The organism is Botrimarina sp. (assembly GCF_040219535.1).
Classification (GTDB): domain Bacteria; phylum Planctomycetota; class Planctomycetia; order Pirellulales; family Lacipirellulaceae; genus Botrimarina.
This window is the reverse complement of record NZ_JAVJSH010000020.1, coordinates 310,040-330,310: the sequence shown is the minus strand read 5'-3', so window position 1 is coordinate 330,310 and position 20,271 is coordinate 310,040. Positions and strand designations below refer to the sequence as shown.

At 68.2% G+C, this 20,271-nt stretch carries 19 protein-coding genes; 7 read left to right on the top strand and 12 right to left on the bottom strand.

What is annotated here, in order from left to right; genetic code table 11:
* Window positions 1-146 precede the first annotated feature (146 nt).
* The 6 genes from RIC11_RS11625 to bcp form a co-directional block, all read right to left on the bottom strand.
* Window positions 147-1,436: an amidohydrolase family protein gene (locus RIC11_RS11625; RefSeq protein WP_350211400.1), complete on the bottom strand. Its 1,290-nt coding sequence runs from the start codon at window positions 1,434-1,436 to the stop codon at window positions 147-149.
* Entirely contained in the window at window positions 1,433-2,311 is an 879-nt protein-coding gene (fhcD, locus tag RIC11_RS11620) for a formylmethanofuran--tetrahydromethanopterin N-formyltransferase (RefSeq protein ID WP_350211398.1), read from the bottom strand. The genes RIC11_RS11625 and fhcD overlap by 4 nt, the downstream gene beginning before the upstream one ends.
* Before the next feature lie 33 nt (window positions 2,312-2,344).
* Complete coding sequence (locus tag RIC11_RS11615) at window positions 2,345-3,151, bottom strand: DUF4974 domain-containing protein (RefSeq protein WP_350211396.1); 807 nt, start codon at window positions 3,149-3,151, stop codon at window positions 2,345-2,347.
* A gap of 129 nt (window positions 3,152-3,280) precedes the next feature.
* On the bottom strand, window positions 3,281-3,676 hold the full coding sequence (locus RIC11_RS11610; protein ID WP_350211394.1) for a hypothetical protein: 396 nt from the start codon (window positions 3,674-3,676) through the stop codon (window positions 3,281-3,283).
* 257 nt (window positions 3,677-3,933) lie between these two features.
* Window positions 3,934-4,413, bottom strand: a complete 480-nt coding sequence (locus RIC11_RS11605) for a hypothetical protein (RefSeq protein ID WP_350211393.1) — start codon at window positions 4,411-4,413, stop codon at window positions 3,934-3,936.
* A gap of 298 nt (window positions 4,414-4,711) precedes the next feature.
* Window positions 4,712-5,194, bottom strand: a complete 483-nt coding sequence (gene bcp / locus RIC11_RS11600; RefSeq protein WP_350211391.1) for a thioredoxin-dependent thiol peroxidase — start codon at window positions 5,192-5,194, stop codon at window positions 4,712-4,714.
* A gap of 176 nt (window positions 5,195-5,370) precedes the next feature.
* On the opposite strand from bcp, the gene rsfS reads away from it, so the two are divergent.
* Window positions 5,371-5,850: a ribosome silencing factor gene (rsfS, locus tag RIC11_RS11595; protein ID WP_350211389.1), complete on the top strand. Its 480-nt coding sequence runs from the start codon at window positions 5,371-5,373 to the stop codon at window positions 5,848-5,850.
* 107 nt (window positions 5,851-5,957) lie between these two features.
* Window positions 5,958-7,928 (top strand): arginine--tRNA ligase, encoded by a 1,971-nt coding sequence (argS, locus tag RIC11_RS11590; RefSeq protein ID WP_350211387.1) that lies wholly within the window; start codon window positions 5,958-5,960, stop codon window positions 7,926-7,928.
* Window positions 7,929-7,968: 40 nt separating this feature from the next.
* Here argS and RIC11_RS11585 read toward each other — a convergent pair whose 3' ends face one another.
* The gene (locus tag RIC11_RS11585) at window positions 7,969-8,289 is read right to left on the bottom strand and encodes a type II toxin-antitoxin system RelE/ParE family toxin (RefSeq protein WP_350211385.1); all 321 of its coding nucleotides are present in this window, start codon (window positions 8,287-8,289) and stop codon (window positions 7,969-7,971) included.
* Window positions 8,289-8,525, bottom strand: coding sequence for a hypothetical protein (locus RIC11_RS11580; RefSeq protein ID WP_350211383.1), 237 nt, complete (start codon window positions 8,523-8,525; stop codon window positions 8,289-8,291). Before RIC11_RS11580 ends, RIC11_RS11585 begins: the two co-directional genes overlap by 1 nt.
* Window positions 8,526-8,647: 122 nt before the next feature.
* Here RIC11_RS11580 and ffh point away from each other — a divergent pair, with 122 nt between their 5' ends.
* The 3 genes from ffh to RIC11_RS11565 all read left to right on the top strand — a co-directional run bounded on the left by ffh (window position 8,648) and on the right by RIC11_RS11565 (window position 14,638).
* Window positions 8,648-10,126: a signal recognition particle protein gene (gene ffh, locus RIC11_RS11575; RefSeq protein WP_350211381.1), complete on the top strand. Its 1,479-nt coding sequence runs from the start codon at window positions 8,648-8,650 to the stop codon at window positions 10,124-10,126.
* Window positions 10,127-10,405: 279 nt separating this feature from the next.
* Entirely contained in the window at window positions 10,406-13,096 is a 2,691-nt protein-coding gene (gene ppdK / locus RIC11_RS11570) for a pyruvate, phosphate dikinase (protein WP_502879390.1), read from the top strand.
* A gap of 162 nt (window positions 13,097-13,258) precedes the next feature.
* Window positions 13,259-14,638, top strand: a complete 1,380-nt coding sequence (locus RIC11_RS11565) for a redoxin family protein (RefSeq protein WP_350211379.1) — start codon at window positions 13,259-13,261, stop codon at window positions 14,636-14,638.
* A 20-nt stretch (window positions 14,639-14,658) separates the two neighbouring features.
* Here RIC11_RS11565 and lpxA read toward each other — a convergent pair whose 3' ends face one another.
* The gene (lpxA, locus tag RIC11_RS11560) at window positions 14,659-15,522 is read right to left on the bottom strand and encodes an acyl-ACP--UDP-N-acetylglucosamine O-acyltransferase (RefSeq protein ID WP_350211377.1); all 864 of its coding nucleotides are present in this window, start codon (window positions 15,520-15,522) and stop codon (window positions 14,659-14,661) included.
* Between the two features lie 342 nt (window positions 15,523-15,864).
* Between lpxA and RIC11_RS11555 the strand changes: the two genes are divergently transcribed.
* Window positions 15,865-16,203 carry a tetratricopeptide repeat protein gene (locus RIC11_RS11555; RefSeq protein WP_350211375.1) on the top strand — a complete coding sequence of 113 codons (339 nt, stop codon included), beginning with the start codon at window positions 15,865-15,867 and terminating at the stop codon, window positions 16,201-16,203.
* 112 nt (window positions 16,204-16,315) lie between these two features.
* Window positions 16,316-17,653 (top strand): Na+/H+ antiporter NhaA, encoded by a 1,338-nt coding sequence (gene nhaA / locus RIC11_RS11550; protein WP_350211373.1) that lies wholly within the window; start codon window positions 16,316-16,318, stop codon window positions 17,651-17,653.
* Window positions 17,654-17,687: 34 nt separating this feature from the next.
* Here the strand turns inward: nhaA and RIC11_RS11545 are convergent, their stop codons facing one another.
* The 3 genes from RIC11_RS11545 to rsmG all read right to left on the bottom strand — a co-directional run bounded on the left by RIC11_RS11545 (window position 17,688) and on the right by rsmG (window position 20,203).
* Window positions 17,688-18,830 carry a cysteine desulfurase family protein gene (locus RIC11_RS11545; RefSeq protein WP_350211371.1) on the bottom strand — a complete coding sequence of 381 codons (1,143 nt, stop codon included), beginning with the start codon at window positions 18,828-18,830 and terminating at the stop codon, window positions 17,688-17,690.
* 160 nt (window positions 18,831-18,990) lie between these two features.
* Window positions 18,991-19,347 carry a DUF3467 domain-containing protein gene (locus tag RIC11_RS11540; protein ID WP_350211369.1) on the bottom strand — a complete coding sequence of 119 codons (357 nt, stop codon included), beginning with the start codon at window positions 19,345-19,347 and terminating at the stop codon, window positions 18,991-18,993.
* A gap of 169 nt (window positions 19,348-19,516) precedes the next feature.
* The gene (gene rsmG, locus RIC11_RS11535; RefSeq protein WP_350211367.1) at window positions 19,517-20,203 is read right to left on the bottom strand and encodes a 16S rRNA (guanine(527)-N(7))-methyltransferase RsmG; all 687 of its coding nucleotides are present in this window, start codon (window positions 20,201-20,203) and stop codon (window positions 19,517-19,519) included.
* Window positions 20,204-20,271 lie beyond the last annotated feature (68 nt).

Below are 20,271 nucleotides of genomic sequence, written 5' to 3'. Positions count from 1 at the left end.
TGCATTACGACACGCCGGGCTATCATCGCCACCGGCGTACAGCGGGTGAGTGTACCCATCGCGGCGAAGCGGTTGCAACGATCGATCTCGTTTCTAATACGAGTTTTAAGCCGACAGTTGACCCCGTCGTCGATGCGCCGAGGCGCCTACTGCGGATCCCCCAAGACCCCGAGACGACGCAGCTTTTCACTCACGCCGGGGATCACTCGGGCCGCGTTCTTGTGGTAGAGCTTCCGCAGCACGCTGTCGGGGAGATGGATGCCGTGGATCCGCCAGAAGCCCTGCGGGGGGAACGTGTCCTCGGCGTAGGGGAAGTATTCGTCGCGCGTTTCGAAGAACCGCCAGTGCGGCGCCAGGCGCGCGGCGGGCCGTGGGCCGTCGGTGCCGAAGAGGATCCTGTCGGCGTGCTCGATGAAGAATTCACGAGCCGTGTAGGGCTGGCGCCCCAGTTCGGCGATCCGCGATGAGATCCCAACGACGAGGTTCGGGAACCGCTCGAGCCACTCGCCGACCTTCGCCAGGTTCTCTGGGTAGTTGGCCATGTGGGCGCCGATGAAGGTGGTCCCCGGGTGGCGCGCGATCACCCGGTTGCGGGCGGCGAGCAACTCGTCGTGTGTCGGCCAAGGCCGGCCCGTCGGGTCGAGCCCGTGGAAGCCCCAGTCGGGGTGGCGGCGGAGTTCTTCCCAGCGCTCGTTGTGCTCGTCGATCGGCTCGAAGAACGCTACCGGGTCGGCCGAGTGGATGATGATTGGCAAGCCGAGCTCGCCGCACGCGGCCCAGATCGGGTCCCACCGCGGGTCGTCGATCGCGATCAGCGAGCCCTCGGGATTGCGGTAACGGAGGCCGAGCGACTTGAAGACCTTCAGCCCGACCGCCCCCTGTCGCTTGGCATCGGCCAAGCGATCGGCCGTGCGGCGGGCGAAGCCCGGTCGGTGGCAATCCCAGCTCGCCGGCTTGTCGGGGTCGCCGTCGCCGACCCAGTCGACGTTAGCAAAAACCAAGAAGCGGTCTTCGTAGGGCCGCAGGTACGCGAGGTGCTCCTGGAGCTCGTCGCCGAGCCGGCCGTCGAGGCTCACACACAAGGCCACGTTGTGCGCGTCCATGATCCGGACGAACTCGGCGAGCCGCTCCGGGTCGTGCCGAAAACGCAGCCGAGGGTGCACGTGGATGTCGACCACGGGGAACTTCGCGCGGGGCACGTCGGAGCGCGGCGCTACGAGCTGGGACCTCGGCTGGAACCGCTCGAGCGCAAGCGGGCGGCCGTCGCGGCCGTCGAGCGCGTCGGGCCCGTCGATCGGCTCGGCCGCGCACGCGGCGCCGACGCTCGCGGCGACGGCGGCTAAGCAGGCGGCGGCTAAGCAAGCGACGGGGGCTAAGCAGGCGACGGCGCGCCGAGCCCGGCCGGGCGGCGCGGTGCGGGGGAGTCGACGTGTCACTTCAAGAGGTCGCTCAGCGAGATGCGGACGGCGCCAAGCCGCCCACCGTAATCGCTGGCGGTGACCGCGAGTAGCGGCGCCCCGGCCATCGCTTCGATCGCGCGGGCGAGGGCCGCGCGTACGGCCGGCTCGTCGACGCCATTGATGACCAGCTCGTAGGCCGCCCCGGTTCCCTTGGGGAGCTCCGACTCGACCGCGTCGCGGAGCGTGGGGCAGTAGGCCTCGTTGGTGGAAGCCACGAGGCCGCGGTAGCGCGATCCCACCTTGCTGCCGCTGCGGCACACGCCGCCGGGGAACGGGGTGATCACTCCGGGCATGTCGTGTAATGAATCGGCCGCGCGGCGGGTGGCGGCCAGCGCCGTCGCCTGGTCGCGGCCACACACCACGAGCGCGCCACCGGCTACCCCGCGGCCGACCCCCATCGTGGCGGGCAGAGCGACCTCCCCCTCCATGACCGGCACGACCCAGTCGCTGCCCTCGCGACGCTGGTGGCCGTCGCCGAAGTACCGCAGGTAGTCGCCCAGCGGCGCGCGATCCGTCGACTCGGGCAGACCGTCGAACACCGCCGCGGTGGGGCAAGTCAACAAGCCTTGCCCGACCCGGTTGGCCGCGGCGCGGGCGACTTTCTCTTTCGTGAAGTGGAAAGCCAGGATCGAGGCCCCGGGGCGGCCGTCGGGCGTTGCCGTGGCGTCCAGGCGCTGGTCGACACCGACCTCGGCGTCGCAACCGATAACGCTCGCGCCGTAGCCGCAGAGGGCATCGCACGCCGCCGCGAGCCAGTGCTCGTCAGCGGCCGTGACGACCAGCCGAACGTAACTGGCGGCGAACGCCTCGCAGTGGGCGTTGGCGTCGACCATCGGGCTGCGATCCGGCACGGCGGTTCACTCGGGTGGCTGAACGGCCGATCGCTAGAAACTGAAGGGGTTGTTGGCGTCGACGTTGTGGCCGCCCCGCGGCGCCGGTCGGCCGCCGCCGAAATCTCCGCCGTAACCGCGGAATTCTGCTCCTTGCGGACCGCCGAATCCGGCGTGTGCCGGTCGGGGCTCAGCGGCAGCGGCCACGTCTTGCGCCGGCGCCCGCCGGAGGGCTTCGAGCAATTGTTTGACCTGGGTGTGCACCGCGAAAGTCTGCGAGATGACCAGGCTGCCTCGCTGCGGAATAGCATGGATTGCGCCGGCGCCATCTCCGTTCTTGGACCAAGTGTCGGAGGCGATTATGTCCGTTATCGTATCGACGAGCGTTGTGTACTCCCCGTCTTCGACGAGATCGATGACCGGGTAAACGGCGATTAACGAACGGCTCGCGGCGTTCTCCTCGGTGGTGACTAGGATTACCCCGCCGCTGACGGTGTAGGTCAGCTCGAGCGGCTCGAGCACGTGGTCCAGCACCACGTCGTACGTGCCGTTGCGGAGTCGGAATGTCACCGGCTCCTCCGCGCTCAGGCCCAGCTCGCTCAGCGCGGCCAAGTCCAGCACGATCTGGATGCCCGATTCGTCCTCCAAGAAGGCGATCGCCTCTTCGAGCGGCATTTCGCGGAACTGGACGGCCGCGTCGCCGATGCCGCGCGCGAGCTTCTCGATAGTTGCGAGCGTCGCCTCCGGCTGAGGATCAACAAAATAGACAGACTGGTTGCCAGGCTGCCCGTTCGCCTCATGAACGGCGGCGAAGGCTACCGCCAAGCTGGCTACAACAATTGCCGCGTGACACCTCGTCATCGCACCCCTCCTTTAAGCCTGAGGAGCAGGCGCGCGGCGATGAGCCATTCACGATCGCCAACGCGCCCGCAGACCTGTTCCGCGGGGCAGTGTGGCGTTTTCGGAGCGCCGGAGTCAACGAAACTCCGCTCACTCCAGGCGGAAGTTAGACTGCGTGATGCGGCCGCCGCTGTGGTACACGCCCGGCGAGAGGAAGCGGCACCAGCGGAGGACCAGGTCGATCGTCACACCGCTCAGGCTGATCTCGCCCAGCCGGGGGTCGTCGCCGGTCAGGCGGACCCGTCGGAACGGCAGGGGCGCCGTGTGCTCGAAGCCGAACCCGCGCGGCGACAGGTCGCGTCCCGTGACGAGGATGGCCGGAGCCCCCTCGGCGCCCCCGTCCAAGGGAGTCAAACGAAAGCGGTAGCAGAACGGGACCCGCCGTCGCGCCCGACGTTCGGTCTGACGCGGCTTGGCAGGGGACTCGAGCAGGTCGCTCCAGGCGGCGACTTCACGCGTGGCGGCGTCGGTTGCGCAGACACTCATGCGGGGCTTCCGGCGAGGAGGTTCGGCCCGCCAGCGAGTCTCGCCCGCGGGCGACGCTGGCGGTTGCGGGCTGTTGACGAACCGGCCCTGCCAGGGCGAACCCCGCGCGCACGGGGTGGGGGCAGCTAAAGAGGAGGTTGCGCCGGGCGCATGGCTCGTCACTGAAAGCCTAGGTCGCTGCTGCGGGGCCGAACGGGCGGGACGCGTTCTTTTCCTAAACCGCGGCCGGAGGAATCGTTACGACCGCTGTGCCCGTGCTACGGCAGCGTGACGCCGATCGCGGTGATCGCCGCGACAGCGATGGCGGCAAGTACCGCACCGGCAACCAAGAGGAGGCCCCACGCATCGATATGGCGGGGCGCCAAGGCGGCCGCGGGTCGCTGGCCCCCCGCACGCGAGGTGCTGGCTCGTCGGCTGTCGCGTCGGTGGGCCCAAGCGGCGTCGCTGTACCCCGTGCCGGCGATCTTGCCGACTGCGAGCGGTGGGTTGCGATGCCGGGCCAGGCGGACGACCCGCGTGTCGGGCTGGGCTCCGACTTTCCCACGGTATCCGGGCAAGCACCGTCGCTCGTCGGCCGAAAGCGCCTCGTGGCCCGCCTCGTCGGTCGGCTGAAGGGCGTGCGCGAACCGGCGGCAGCTTGCGCACTTCTCAAGATGCCGCTCGACGCGGTAGTCGATCGCCGCGCCGGACGGAAAAGGTCCAACGGTCAGGAACCAGAACACCGAATCGCAATCCATCGCCCCAGTCCCCCTAGGCGCCATGGGTCTCACCCGCTTCGGCGGGAAAGGTCGATCGCGGGCCCGCTCAACGCGGTGGCCCGAGCAGCAGCTGACGAGAAAAGCTGACGTCGAAGATCGTAGGACCTCCGGCGTGGCAATTAAACGCTGGCGGCCAACAACTGGCCACCCCGATTCCGATGCGGATTCGCTGGTCGAGACGCGGCCAATTTCGACGGCTGTCCGCAAATCGCCGAAACGCTTACGAGTTGTTTACGGAGCCGGCGCCGCGGCCGTTCGCGTGGAAGCGGTTGCGGCTTCACGACAGCGTCTTCAGGGCCGACAGCACCTGCTCGCTGTGGCCATCGACCTTCACCCGCTTCCAGACCTTCGCGACTTTGCCGGCAGAGTCGATCAAGAAGGTGCACCGCTGGATGCCCATCGACTTCTTGCCGTACAGGTTCTTCTCGCGCCAGGCGCCGTATTTCTCGGCGACCTTGTGGTCAGGATCCGCCAGCAGAGGGAAATTGAGGCGGTGCTTGTCGCGGAACTTGGCGTGGCTTTCGACCGGGTCGGGGCTGACGCCGAAGACCTTGGCGCCCAGCTTTTGCAGGTCGGCCTCGGCGTCGCGGAAGGAGCAGGCCTCTTTTGTGCAGCCGGGGGTGTCGTCCTTCGGATAGAAGTACAGCACGACCGGCGAGCCTGCCTGGTCCGCGAGGCGAACCTTGGCCCCGTCGTCGGCGGTCAGGGTGAACGCGGGCGCCTTGGCGCCCTCCTCGATCCAATTGTCGTCGGTCGGCATGCCGCTTGCTCCGGTGGATGGCGAAATCCCGCTCCCCGCGGTCGTGTGCGAGAGTGTATGCGCGTCCGCCCGGACTGCCAGCAGAACGCGTGGGGGGCGTCCTACGCGGAGCGGCCGCAGGCCCTGCCCCGCTGTCGCCGACGGCGACGCTACCGACTACATTAAAGGACAGGCCGATGGGTCCCAGCCCTTCCGACTCTTCCACCGCGGAGGCGACAATCGCCGACAACATCAGAGCGCTCAGCAGCAGCCCGGAGAAGGCGCGCCAGGCGTCGCCGCGAGGCGGCGGTCGTGGCGATGTTCTGCCCACCAGCCTTGAGCTGGCTCAGGCCGCCGCCCGCGTGGCCGCGGACAACCGGGGCGAGGACATCGTGATCCTCGACCTGCGGGACCTGACGCCGGTTTTCGACTACTTCGTGCTTGTCACTGGCGCCAGCCGCCGCCAACTGCACGCGATCTCCGAAGAGATCGACCACCACCTCGAGGACGACCTCGGCGACAGCCGGATGGGGATCGAGGGCTACGCCGAGAGCCGGTGGATCTTGCTCGACTACGGCTCGGTTGTCGTGCACCTGTTCGACGCCGAAACGCGCGATTTCTACGCGCTGGAGGAGCTGTGGGTCGACGCGAAGCGGATTCCGCGAGAAGCGGAATAGGCGCTGGGCGCTAGGCGCTAGGTGTCGGATGGCGAGCGAGAACTAGCGCCTAGCGACTCCCGACTAGCGCCTTGTCTGCCTCTGGCAGCCCCGTCATCCTTCTCGGCATGAACGCCCTAGCCGAACTGCGCCGCCGCTTCGCCGCCGCCCTCGAAGGATTGGCCGACGAGCCCGCGGCGCTTGCCGAGATGGTCTTGCCCAGCCAGGACCCAAAGTTCGGCGATTACCAAGCCAACTGCGCGATGCCCCTCGGCAAGCGGCTGAAGAAGCCGCCGCGCGAGGTCGCCGCCGAACTCGTCGACCGCGTCGCGGAGCAAGAGGGCTTCGCCGCCATGTGCGAGCCGCCGGAGATCGCCGGGCCCGGCTTCATCAACCTGCGGCTGCGCGACGACTGGCTCGCCGCGCAGCTTGCCGCGGCGCTGCGCGACGAGCGGCTCGGGGTCGCGCCGGCCGAGTCGCCGCGGCGGTTCGTTATCGACTTCTCTAGCCCGAACGTGGCCAAGCCGATGCACGTCGGGCACATCCGCTCGACCGTCATCGGCGACGCCCTCGCCCGCGTGCTCCGCTTCCTCCGCCACGAGGTGATCACCGACAACCATATCGGCGACTGGGGAACCCAGTTCGGCATGATCATCTACGGGTACAAGCACTTCCGCGACGAGGACGCCCTCGCGGCCTCGCCGGTCGCGGAGCTGGGCAGGCTCTACAAGCTGGTCAATCAAATCGCCGATCACCAGGCGACCGTCGCGGAGAAGCTCCCAGCGCTATCGGAGAAGATCGAAGCGGCCGACGAGCGGGTCGCCAAGATGAGAACGGCGCCCTCCTCCGGCGACGAGAAGAAGGAAAAGCAAGCCGCCAAGCAGCTCCGCCAGGCGGAGGGATCGCTCGCCGACCTTCGAAAGGAGTTCGCCGCCGCAGAAACGAAGGTCGCCGCGTTCGAGGCCGACCCTGTCCTCGGCGAGATCAGCCGCGAGCACCCGGCGATCGGCGCCAAGGCGCTCGCCGAGACAGCCAAGCTCCACTCCGGCGACCCGGAGAACGTCGGCCTCTGGGAGCGCTTCTTGCCCGCGTGCCTGGAAGAACTGCAGAAGACCTACGACCGCCTCCACGTGGGCTTCGACCACACGCTCGGCGAGAGCTTCTATCAAGACCGTTTGGCGGGCGTGGTCGACGGCCTGAAGGCCAAGGGCCTCGCCACCCAGTCGGACGGCGCCCAGTGCGTGTTCCTCGATGGCTTCGACGCCCCGTTCCTCGTGCAAAAGAAGGACGGCGCGTTCCTCTATGCGACGACCGACCTGGCGACCATCCAGTACCGTGCCGAGGAGTGGAAGCCGGACGCCGTGCTCTACGTGGTCGACCACCGCCAGTCGCTGCACTTCGAGCAACTGTTCGCCACCGCGGCGAAGTGGGGCTACGACGAGCTGGAGCTGACGCACGTCGCCTTCGGCACGGTCCTGGGCGAGGACGGCCGGCCCTACAAGACCCGCAGCGGCGCGGCGGTCGGCCTGATGGGCCTGCTCGACGAGGCGGTCGACCGCGCCCGCGCGATCGCTGAGAAGAGCCAGGTTCTTGAGACCGACGCGGAACGCTCCGAGGTGGCCGAGCGGATCGGCATCGGCGCCATCAAGTACGCGGACCTCGCCCACAACCGCACGAGCGACTACACGTTCAGCTACGACAAGATGCTCGCGATGACCGGCAACACGGCGGCTTACATGCAATACAGCGTGGCCCGCGTGAAGAGCATCTTTGGAAAGGGGAACATCGACGTGGAGAGGCTGCGGTCCTCTTCCGCAGGGCTAACCCTCGCCGAGCCGGCCGAGCGCGCGATCGGGATCGAGCTGCTCCGCTTCAGCGAGGCCCTCGAGCGAGTCGCCGCCGAATACCGGCCGCACTACCTGACCGGCTATCTGTTCGACCTGGCGCAGCGGTTCGCCGAGTTCTTTGAGCAGTGCCCGGTGCTCAAGGCCGAGGACGAAGCGACCAAGCGGAGCAGGTTGCTGCTGTGCGATCTGGTGGGTCGGACGCTGGAGCTTGGGCTCGAGCTGTTGGGGATTCGGACGGTGGAGCGGATGTGAGCGGGCAGCCGTTCGGCTTCGATCGGCTCCGGCGCGATCCTTACTGCAGATCATCCCTCGTTAGCGTGCGCTGGGCCACGTGCCGAACTCGCAACACAACGATTCGATTGTCATCGATCGTGAAGACAATCCGGTGCGTCACCCGCCTGCCAACACCGAAGAGCGCCTGACGGAGTTCTTGGTCGACCAGGCTGTTCTCGGCGGCCAGCGAGCACCTACGGTGCGATAGTTTGAGGTTGTCGATCTTTCCCTTTATCGCCGAATACCAGCCCGACGCTTGCTCAGCCGATCGATTGTCGGCCCACCAATCGTGCGCCGCTTGCAGGTCCCGCTTCGCGGCGTCCGTGATTACCAGTCGCATTAGCCGTCTGCGGGAATGCTGTTCCTCTGCCGAAACTCGCTATCGAACTCCTCAAAGTCTTGGACACGGCCGGCTCGTAAGTCCTCGATTCCCTCGCGGATCGCCAGGAGTTCCTCCTCCTGCCTCTCAAGTGAGTCGAGGGCGCGGCGAATAACCTCGACTTCGGGGCACCCGCCAGCAGCGGTCGAGAATCGCTGCACGCGTTCGGCAAGGTCAGGCGTCAAGTCGATGGTCATAGAGATCAGCTCCGTTCGGATTCCTGAGAGTATACACCGGTTTGCCGACGGGCGGCCGCGTGCCTTAGACTCTGGGGTTCTCCGATCGCCGCCCGCTACGCCGTAACCCCTTCCACCACCGCATGTTCGACGCCCTCCAAGAGAACCTCGGCGCCGCGTTCAAGACGCTCCGCGGCCAGGGCAAGCTGTCCGAATCGAACATGCGCGACGGGCTGAAGCTCGTCGAGAAATCGCTGCTCGAAGCGGACGTGTCGTACGAGGTCACCCGCACCTTTATGAAGCGGGTCAGCGAGCAGGCGCTCGGCGAGAAGGTCCTCCAGTCGCTGCGGCCCAGCGAGCAGGTCGTTGGGATTGTCTATCAGGAGCTGGTCAACCTGATGGGCCCGGTCGACCACTCCTTGCACCTGAAGGGCAAGGGCGAGGTCACGGTGCTGATGATGTGCGGCCTGCAGGGCTCGGGGAAAACGACCACCTGCGGCAAGCTCGGCCGGATGCTCAAGCAGGGCGGGCGGCGGCCGCTGCTGGTGGCGGCCGACCTGCAGCGCCCAGCGGCGATCGACCAGCTGCACGTGATCGGCGAGCAGCTCGACATCCCCGTGTTCAGCGACCGGGAAAGCAAAGACCCGGTCAAGGTGACGGGCGCGGCGGTCGAGCGGGCGAAGAAGCTCGAGGCGGATGTCGTGATCCTGGACACGGCCGGCCGGCTGCACATCGACGACGAGCTGATGGACCAGCTCAAGCGGGTCGATCAGCGGTGCCACCCGGACCAGGTCTACCTGGTCGTCGACGGCATGACCGGCCAAGACGCCGTGAACAGCGCCAAGGCGTTCAACGACGCGCTCGAGCTGGACGGCGTCATCATGACGAAGCTCGACGGCGACGCCCGCGGCGGCGCCGCGATCAGCGTCAAAGAGGTGACCGGCGTGCCGCTGAAGTTCATGGGCACCGGCGAGCACCTAGAGAACCTCGAGCCGTTCCACCCGGAGCGGATGGCCGGCCGCATCCTCGGCCAGGGCGACATGCTGTCGCTCGTCGAGAAGGCGCAGCAGGAGTTCGACCAGGAGGAGGCCCGCCAGCTCGAGGAGCAGCTCGCCAAGGGGGAGTTCTCGCTCGACGACTTCCTCAAACAGATGCAGCAGATCAAGCGCCTCGGGCCGCTGAAGAAGGTCATGGGGATGATCCCCGGCATGAGCGCGTTGGGCGCGCTGGACGACCTGGACGCCGAGGGGGACCTCCGGCGGCTGCAAGGCATCATCCACTCGATGACGCCCGAGGAACGCCGCAAGCCGAAGGCCATCGACCAGAGCCGCCGGAAGCGGATCGCGGCCGGGTCGGGCGTCGAGCCCAAAGAGGTAAACGACCTCGTCAAACAGTTCGACGCGATCGCGCCGTTGATGACCGCGATGGCCGGCAAGGGCGTCGGCGACCGGATGAAGATGATGAAGGAGGTCCAGGCGCAGATGGCTGGCAACCCGACCGGCCAGCTCACCAAGAAGAAGCAGCCGACCGGAAAGCGGCTCAGCTCCAAAGAAAAGGCCAAAGCCCAGCGCGAACGCCAGAAGCGTGTAAAGCAGCTCAAGAAGCAGAAAAAGAGCAGGTGAGCCGGCTGCCCCTTGCCCCCTGCGGAGGTCCGAGCCGCGGCGGCGCCCGCCTGCCGGCGACCCGCGGGGCCGGTTGACGGAGCCGGCGACCGGCGGCTACGCTTCGCCGTTTCCCGGGGCCCCCCGGCGGGCGCGTGCCGCCCGCCCGCCGGTCCGACGCTGCCGCTCACGGCGCGCCGGTCCCTCGCGTTGGGCTGTCCGCGGCCCGGGTCTGCTTCGTTTGTCGCCGCGCAGAATCGGTACAAGTTCCCCCCATCGAAAGACAGGACACGAGCCGTCATGGCTAAGAAGAAGGCCGCCACGAAGCCCGCCGACAAGATGGTTTACTACTTCGGCAAGACAAAGACCGAAGGCGACGGGTCGATGAAGCAGCTCATCGGCGGCAAGGGGGCGAACCTCGCGGAGATGACATCGATCGGCTTGCCGGTCCCCGCCGGGTTCACGATCACGACCGAGTGTTGCGCGCAGTACACCAAGGCCGGGGGCAAGCTCCCCAAGGGCCTGATGGACGACGTGTCGGCGGCCGTTGCGACCTTGGAGAAGGAGACCGGAAAGACCTTCGGCGACACCCAGAACCCGCTGCTGGTGTCGGTCCGCTCGGGGGCGGCGATCAGCATGCCGGGCATGATGAACACGATCCTCAACCTGGGCCTGAACGACGAGTCGGTCGTCGGCCTGTCGAACGCCACGGGCAACGAGCGTTTCGCGTACGACGCGTACCGCCGCTTGATCAACATGTACGGCGACGTCGTCATGGAGGTCGACCACGAGTACTTCGAAGAGGCGTTCGTCAAGATCAAGCAGCGTTACAACGCCCAGCTCGATACCGACGTGCCGACCGAGGGCCTCATCGCGCTGGTCGACGCGTACAAGAAGGTCTACCGCAAGCACACGGGCCACGAGTTTCCGCAAGACCCGCTAGAGCAGCTTGAGCTAGCGATCGAGGCGGTCTTCAAGAGCTGGAACTCGAACAAGGCGAAGAGCTACCGCCGCATCGAGGGCATCACCGGCCTGGCGGGCACGGCGGTCAACGTGCAGTCGATGGTGTTCGGCAACATGGGCGACGACTCCGGCACCGGCGTGGCGTTCACCCGGAACCCGTCCAACGGCGAGAACCGCTTCTACGGCGAGTTCCTCATCAACGCCCAGGGCGAGGACGTGGTGGCCGGCATCCGCACGCCGCAGGCCGTCAAAGAGATGCCCAAGTGGAAGTGCGACGCCGACAAGCAGATCGGCAAGAAGGTCCACGCCGAGTTGATCAAGATCAAGGACAAGCTCGAGAAGCACTACAAAGACGTGCAGGACATCGAGTTCACCATCGAGCGCGGCAAGCTCTACATGCTGCAGACCCGCAACGGCAAGCGCACGGGTCTCGCGGCCGTGAAGATCGCCTGCGACATGGTCAAAGAGAAGCTGATCGACGAGAAGACCGCCGTCATGCGGATCCCGGCGGGCGACCTCACCCAGCTGCTGCTGCCGTCGTTCGACCCCGCGGCGAAGAAGAAGTTCGAGCCGCTGACCGTCGGCCTGCCCGCCTCGCCGGGCGCCGCGTTCGGCAAGCTGGCCTTCACCGCCGACGAAGCCGTCGAACGCGCCCACAACGGCGAGAAGGTCCTGCTAGTCCGCAAGGAAACCAGCCCCGAAGACGTCGACGGCATGCACTCGGCCGCCGGCATCCTCACCAGCACCGGCGGCATGACCAGCCACGCGGCCGTGGTCGCCCGCGGCTGGGGCAAGTGCTGCGTGGCCGGCGCCGGCGCGATCCAGATCGACGAGAAGGCCCGGAAGATCAAGGTCGGCGGCAAGACCTACGGCGTGAAGGACGTGCTCTCGATCGACGGCGCCACCGGCGAGGTCTTCGGCGGAGAGCTGGCGACCGTGTCGCCGAAGCTCTCGGGCGATTTCGCCACCGTGATGGGCTGGGCCGACAAGTACCGCAAGCTCGGCGTGCGGACCAACGCCGACTCCCCGGCCGACAGCAAGCGCGCCCGCGAGTTCGGCGCGGAGGGCATCGGCCTCTGCCGCACCGAGCACATGTTCTTCGAGGGCGACCGCATCCGCGCGATGCGCGAGATGATCCTCGCCGACTCCCAGACCGCCCGCGAGGTCGCGCTCGAGAAGCTCCTGCCTTACCAGCGCAAGGACTTCGAGGGGATCTTCAAGGCGATGAACGGCCTGCCGGTCACGGTGCGCCTGCTCGACCCGCCGCTGCACGAGTTCGTGCCGCACGACGCAAAGACCCAGAAGGAACTGGCCACCGCCACCGGCGTGCCCGCCAAGGAGATCGCGGCCCGGGTGTCCCAGCTCCACGAGGCCAACCCGATGCTGGGCCACCGCGGCTGCCGCCTGTCGATCACCTACCCGGAGATCCTGGTGATGCAGGTGACCGCCATCACCGAGGCGGCGATCAACTGCGTGAAGAAAAAGATCGACGCGAAGCCAGAGATCATGATCCCGTTGGTCGGCACGGTGAAAGAACTCGCCATGCTCCGCGAGTTGACCGAAGAGACCATCCAAAAGGTCAAGGCCGACAAGAAGTTCGACGGGAAGCTGGACATCCTCATCGGCACCATGATCGAGATCCCCCGCGCCGCGCTCACGGCCGACGAGATCGCCACCGAGGCCGACTTCTTCTCCTTCGGCACCAACGACCTCACGCAGATGACCTTCGGCTACAGCCGCGACGACGTGAACGGCTTCCTGCCCGACTACCTGGGCAAAGAGATCCTCGAGAAGGACCCGTTCCAGTCGATCGACACGTCGGGCGTGGGCCAGCTGGTAGCTACCGCGGTCGAGAAGGGCAAGTCGGTCAACAAGGGCATCAAGCTCGGCATCTGCGGCGAGCACGGCGGCGACCCCGCTAGCATCAAGTTCTGCCACGAAGTCGGCCTCGACTACGTGAGCTGCAGCCCCTTCCGCGTGCCAATCGCCCGGCTCGCGGCGGCCCAGGCGGCGCTGGGCAGCGCCTGAGCCGGGGCGAAGCCCCCAGACGAATCGGACGCGGCACGCGACTGGGTGCGTTGGCTCACCCGGCACGCGCCGCTCGGGGCTTGCCGAACCACGGCGCGTCGGGTGGCATAGTGCAGGGGGGCATCGGGCCCCACCGTTCCTTACCTTGCCGCCGAGGCCTTCATGCCGACTCACACCGCTACCGCTCCGCGCCTCGCTCCGAAGGCTAACGCCCTCGGCGGCCGTTTGTGTAACCCGGCACTTTGGGGCCTGGTTCTGGCCGCGATCGGTTCCGCCGCGGCGGCCGACCAGCCGGACCCGGTCGAACTGATCCGGCGTTCGGCCGAGGTGGTCGAGCAAGCCGAGTCGGTCTCCGTGACGGTCGACGCGGCCACCACGCTCGTCCGCGACGAGCAAACCAACACGGACCGCTCGAGCTACGTCATCCACACAGCGCCGGACGAGCGATTCGAGTTCTACTCCGCTACGCCCGAGGGCCAGCCGGCCAAGTCGGGAGTGCGGGTCGCGGGGAACGGGCGGGTGATGCTTGTGCACGCGGTCGCGGCCCGCCGGCACACGCTCTCGCCCGGGGAAGGGGGCCTCGCCGCGCTGATCAGCTCGCCGGTCTCCTCGGCGGTCGGCAGCGGGCTCGGCGGCATGGTGCTCGCTCCACTGGCGCCGACAACGGCCGACGCCCTAATCGAGAGCCTCACGGCGAGCGAGTACCTCGGGCGCGAGGAGGTCGATGGCCGGCCCGCGCACCACGCGCGGTACACGGTCGCCGACGAGCTGTCGTTCGACGCGTGGTTCGCCGCCGAGGGAGAGCCGGTCGTGCTCCGGATACAGCCGGACGTCGCTTCCACTCCCGACGTGCGAGCGATGGCCGGGCATCACAAGACCTTCCAGTACCGCCTGGTCTTCGACTTCAACAACTGGAACCTCTCGGCCGGCCTGAGCGCAGGCGACATCGCCGCGAGAGAGCCGTCCGACTCGCTGCTGACCGGCTCGCTGTTCGCCCCGCCGAAAGAGGGCCCGCATCCCCTCCTCGGAAAAGACGCCCCGGCGTTCACGCTCACCACGCCTGCTGGCGAGCGTGTGGACCTTGGTGAGCGGTTCGGCGAGGGGGTCGTGCTGCTAGAGTTCTGGGCGACCAATTGCCCGATCTGCGTCCAAGCGATGCCGAAGCTCGAAGAACTCCACCAACGCTACGCGGACCGCGGCCTGGAGTACTTCGCGATCAACGCCGGCGAGGCGCCCGGCGACGTGGCCGCGTTCTTAGAATCCCGCGGCCTCACGGCGAGGGTCCTGCTCGACGAACAGACGCAAGCGGCCGACGCGTACGACGTCAGCAGCATCCCCTTAATCGTGCTCGTCGGTCCCGACGGCCACGTCCAAGCCGTGCAGGCCGGCTTCGCTCCGGGCGACGAGGTCAAGCTCGCCGACAGCGTCGAGGCCTTGCTAGCGGGCGAGGACTTGGCCACGCAGACGCTGCGTGCCCATCGGCGGTCCGAGGCCGAGGAAGCAGCCCAGCGCGAACGACTGCAAGCGGCGCTCGACGGCTGAGCCGTCGGGGATGGCGGCCCTCAACCCGCGCGGCGTGCTGCGGCCGGCTCGTTGGCTTCGCCAGCGCGGTCGGCAGCGTCGATCACGCGGATCGTGCCGCCGGGCGGGTCGCGCCGCTCGCGCGCGAATCCCCGTGAGGTCTCGCGGAGAAATGGGCCCAGCTCCGACGCGGGCCCTTCTTCGAACTGTTCCGACAGCGCGGCGAGCCGCTCTTCGAACGACAGGCCGCTGCGATAGAGGACCTGGTAGGCCTCTTTCACGTCGGCCATCTCGCCGCGGGTGAGCCCCGCGCGACGCAGCCCGACACGGTTGAGGCCGACGACCGCGCCGCTGCGTCCGTCGATCGTAACGAACGGCGGCACGTCTTGGATGACGCGGGCCAAGCCGCCGATCATCGCGATGCGGCCCACGCGGCAGTGCTGGTGAACCGCACACCCGCCGCCCAGGAACGCCCTGTCGCCCACGCTCACGTGGCCGGCCAGCATCACGTTGTTGGCGAGGATCACGTGATCGCCGACCAAGCAGTCGTGGGCCACGTGGGCCCCGACCATGAGCATGCAGGAGTCGCCGATCCGGGTGACCGCGTCGGCTTGCATCGCGCGGTGCACGGTGCAATTCTCGCGGAAAACACTGCCCGATCCGATAGCGACCGTCCCCGGCGGGCCCGGCGGGGCGATGTGCTGCGGCAGGCCGCCGATCACCGCCCCCTCACAGACCGTGTTGCCGGGGCCCAGCGTGACGCCGGTCTTGATGCTCGCCCGAGCTTCGATGCGGCACTCTTCGCCGATGCGGGCGCCGCTTTCGATGATGGCCATCGGGCCTACGCTGACGCCCGGCGCGAGATCTGCGGACGGGTCGACGATCGCCGTGGGGTGGATTTTCACTTCGTGCGTCCGTGCTGGCGTGCTGGCAGAGCCGTGGCGGCTCTTGTGGTACGCGTCGCCGCAGTGGCAATCCGGGGCGGCGCCAGCGGGTTGTATCGGTTGCCCCACCGGCGCCGAGTGAGCGAGAAATCCCCGCCACGCTGGTTTTGCGCGGCGCCGGGGGCCCCTGATCGCTTGCGGAGGCTCTCGTACAATGCCCCGCACGGAGCGTCCAGCCCGTTTCGCGGAAGGCCCCTTTCTGCGATCGATCCGTCGGGCGCCGGACCCGCTCCCGTCGTGGAAAGCCGAGCCCGACGATACCCACTCAAAGCAACTCTCCACCCCACAGCCAACCGATCCGCTATGGCCGACCCCGCCGCCCTGTACGACGAAGCGGACCGACTCAAAACCGACGGCGACCTGGAAGGCGCGGCGGCGAAGCTCGAAGCGGCGCTGGCCGCGGACGAGTCGTACGCGCTGGCTCACTCGGCCCTGGCGGTGGTGCGGCAGAAGCTCGGGCAGCACGAGGAGGCAATTGAGCACGCCAAGCGGGTTACGGAGCTCGAGCCGAACGACGCCTTTAGCTTCACCGCGCTGTCGGTCACGTACCAACGCGCCTACGCCGGCACCGGCGACACCGGCTATATCCAGCAGGCCGAGGACGCCATGGCCCGCAGCCGCCAGATCGAAGCCGGAGGCTGAACACCCGGCCGGCCCGCTCGCGCGATTGCGGCACGCAGGTTGCTCACGTTTTCACGGTTTCAACACGCACCGCGACGAGCGGCGTCCCGTGTTTCCTTAGAAACGAGGCAGCATGGCTGGAGCCAAAGACTCAGCCTCCGAAGCGCACCTCCCGCGCGAGCCGATCCACCGACTGACCGGTCCGATCCGGCGCTTCTTGCACGTCGAAGCGGCGAGCGGCTTTGTGCTGCTCGCGTGCGCTGTGGTCGCCCTCTCGCTTGCCAACTCGCCGTTCTCGGAGGCTTTCCTCGGCATCTGGAAGACGCCCCTCGCTCTGACCATCGGCGACTTCCGGCTCGAGCACTCGCTCAAGCACTGGATCAACGATGGCCTGATGGCGATTTTCTTCTTCGTCATCGGGCTCGAGGTGAAGCGCGAAATCGTGATCGGCGAGCTGCGCACTTGGCGGAGCGCGTCGCTGCCGGTCGCCGCCGCGCTCGGGGGGATGCTCGTTCCGGCCGTCCTCTACCTGCTCGTGCTTCGCGGCGGCGAGGGGTCTGCGGGGTGGGGCGTGCCGATGGCGACGGACATCGCGTTCGTCGTGGGCTGCATGTCGGTGCTGGGCAGCCGCACTCCCCACGCGCTGCGAGTCATCCTGCTGTCGATTGCGATCGTCGACGACATCGGGGCGATCCTGGTCATCGCGATCGGTTACACCGACTCGCTGCACACCGGTTGGCTCGCCGCCGGCTGCCTCGGGATCGGCCTCGTGGTCGTGATGCAACGCGTAGGGGTCCGCAGCATCGGGGTCTACACAGCGGTCGGCGCGGCGGTCTGGCTGGCCTTCCACGAGTCGGGCGTGCACGCGACGCTCGCCGGGGTCGTCCTCGGCCTGCTCACCCCGGCGCGCCCCTACCTGAAAACCGAAGCCAGCGGCGAGCTGCTCCGGAAAGCAAGCGACCTCTTGCACGGCGGTGGATGGAGCACCGACACCAACCGGGCCGCCAAGGTGCGTGGCTACCGCCGCGCTACACGCGAAACGATCTCGCCGGTGGAGTACCTGATCTACCGACTGCACCCGTGGGTGGCGTTCGCCATCATGCCGCTGTTCGCTATCGCCAACGCCGGCGTCGAGTTCCGCGTGGCGGACGTCGCTTCGCCCGTGGCGGTCGGAGTGATCCTCGGCTTGGTGATCGGCAAGCCCCTCGGCGTGCTGGCCGCGAGCTGGCTGTCGCTCTCGACCGGCCTCGCCAGCCTCCCCGCGGGCGTGGGCTGGCGGCACTTGTTCGGCGGCGCGGCGTTGACCGGGATCGGCTTCACGATGGCGCTGTTCATCGCGGGGCTCGCCTTTGCCGATCCGACGCTGCTGCGTTCGGCGAAGGTCGGCGTCTTGGTGGCCTCACTCGTGGCCGCCCTGCTCGGCATGACGGTGCTGGCGTTGACGAAGCCACAGCCCGAGGCGCCCCAATGAACGACGGCGGCGCGACCGGCCGCCGCCAACGGCGTCAGCCGCGAAGCCGCTCCCAGCCCTCGAGCAGCCCGTCGGCCGCCGCGTCGACGTCGGCCTCGTCCGTGTACCAGCCGACCGATAAGCGGATTGCGCCGCACGCTTCGGGCGGGCCGGCGCCGATCGCCTTGAGGGTCGGGCTGATCGCGCCGGCGTCGCCGTAGCCGCCCGCGCACGGCGAAGCGCAAACGTCGGGAGCGGCGGTGAGCAAGTCGCTCGCCCCCACGCCGGGCAACGCCACGCAGAGCGTGCCGCCCAACCGCTGGTCGTCGCCCGGCCCGTAGACTACCGCGTCGGGCGCGTCGGCCAGCAGGCGGTCGGCGAGCTTCTTTCGCAGCTGCCGCATCCGCTCCTCCGACGCCTCGCGCGACTCGTCGGCGAGCGCCGCGGCCGCGGCGAAGCCGACCACGCCCGCCACGTTCGGCGTGCCCGCGCGCTGGCCGAGCTCTTGCCGGTCGCCCCAGATCTGAGGCTCCACGCCCACGCCCCGCCGCACGTACAACGCGCCGACGCCCTTGGGCCCGTAGGCCTTGTGCGACGAGAGGCTCATCAAGTCGACGCCGAGTTCCTCGACATCGAGGCGGCGCTTCCCGAGCGTTTGCGCGGCGTCGGTGTGCAACAGCACACCCTCGCCTCGGCAAACGGCGGCGATCTCGGCGATCGGCTGCACGGCGCCGACCTCGTCGTTGGCATGCACGATGCTCACGAGCCGCGTCGACGCGCACATCGCGTCGTGCACGGCTTGCGGGTCGACTAGGCCGCGGCTGTCGGCGGGAACAACCGTCAGCTCGGCCCCCAGCCGAGCCAGGAACCGAGCGGGCCCTTGTACGGCGGCGTGGTCGACCGCCGACACGATCAAGTGGACCGGCTCGCCGGCTCGGATCGCCGGCTCGATGAGGCCACGCAACGCGAAGTTGCAGCTCTCGGTCGCCCCCGACGTGAAGACAATCTCGTCCGCTTCGGCGCCCAGCGTGTCGGCGATCCGCACCCGCGCGTCCTCGATCGCTTCGCCCACGGCTCGGCCCGGCGCGTGTTGGCTCGAGGGGTCGGCGAACCGATCCGCCAAGTAAGGCAACATCGCCTCCTGGGCGGCCGGCGCGAGCGGCGTTGTCGCGTTGTAGTCCAGGTAGATCGAACGCACAGCTGCAAGCCCCTTAACGCCAAAGCGGCCCCGGCGCGAAGGCGCTCGGGGCCGCTAAAACGTAGGACACGCTGGCCGTTCGGCACGGCCCGCTTGCCAGCCGGACTGATCGCTACAACCGGAGCGACCTCTGTCCGCGGTCGCTCTCGCTGCTCGGGGATCAGCCCTGCTGCTTGGAGATGACGCGCTTCTGCACGTCGGTCTCGAGCACGCCGAAAGCCTGCTCGTGCCGCTGCACGCTCAGGTGCAGCGCCTGCAACATCCGCTTGGCGGTGTAGTAGTTGGTGACGATCCGCTGCTTTACCTGCACGGGTTCGGTCGGCACGCCGTACGGCTGAGAGTTGAGGCCGAAGTCGAGGATCAGTTCCTCTGGCGTGCCGGTGACGCGGCAGAAATTTGCGTACTGGCAGATCGCCTCTTTGTCGTCGATCTCGACACGCTGACGCTGCTGCGTCTCGCCGGATGCGGCGGAGGGGGGCGTCTCTGGCGTGTCGGGCTTCTTGGGATCGTCGGGCATGGCTAGGACTCCCTCGGCGAAGAGCGGGCGGGCGGCGCGGCCGGCGATGGGATACGCCGTGGCCGGAGGCGGTTTGTGCGAACCGTCAACCTATCGCTTCCGCGCCGGCTTGCCTAGCAACGACGGGCCGGCCGCCACCTGTGCGCCGGCCGAGACTCATTGATCCGACCTACCGCGGGCCGCCCGGCTTCGGTTCGGCGCGGTTGACTTGCAAGACCGTCGTCACCGCGTCGGTCGAGGGGGTCTGGTACTCGGCCACACGGCGGAGCTGGTACCCCTTCATCAACCCGCGGTGCCGGGCCTCGCCACGCTCCTCAACCCAGGCCGGCCCCTTCACGAGCAACAACCGCCCCCAGCCTTGGGGGTGCGGCCGGAGCCACCGCATGAACTTCCAAAGCGGCGCCACGGCCCGGGCCACCAGCGTGTCGAAAGGCGCGATCTCCGAACGCGGGTCCACGACCGCCTCGACGCGCCCGGCATGAACCGTCACGGGCAGCTCCAAGTGCTCGACGACCGCGGCGAGCACGTTCGCCTTCTTCGCGACCGATTCGCAGAGGCTCACGTCCAGGTCGGGCCGCAGTATCGCAAGCGGCAGGCCCGGCACGCCCCCGCCGGAGCCCACGTCGAGCACCCGCTCGCCGGGCGGCAAGAGTTCGCTCAGCTGCAGCGTGTCGAACAGGTCGCGGGCGACGAACTTCTCGAAGGTCGTGTGCCGCGTGAGGTTGAGTTTCTCGTTCCAGCTCCACAGCTGCTCGCGGTACGCGTCGAGCAACTCGACCGACGGCTCGGGGACGTCGAGCCCGAAAGCGGCGACCGCTTCGGCGAGCGATCCAGCGGGTGGGGCGTTCTCGGACAAGCGGTGACCTATGCAGCTGACGTGGGCGGAGGCCGCGACGCCCATCGGTGACGGCGGCTCGGCCCCCC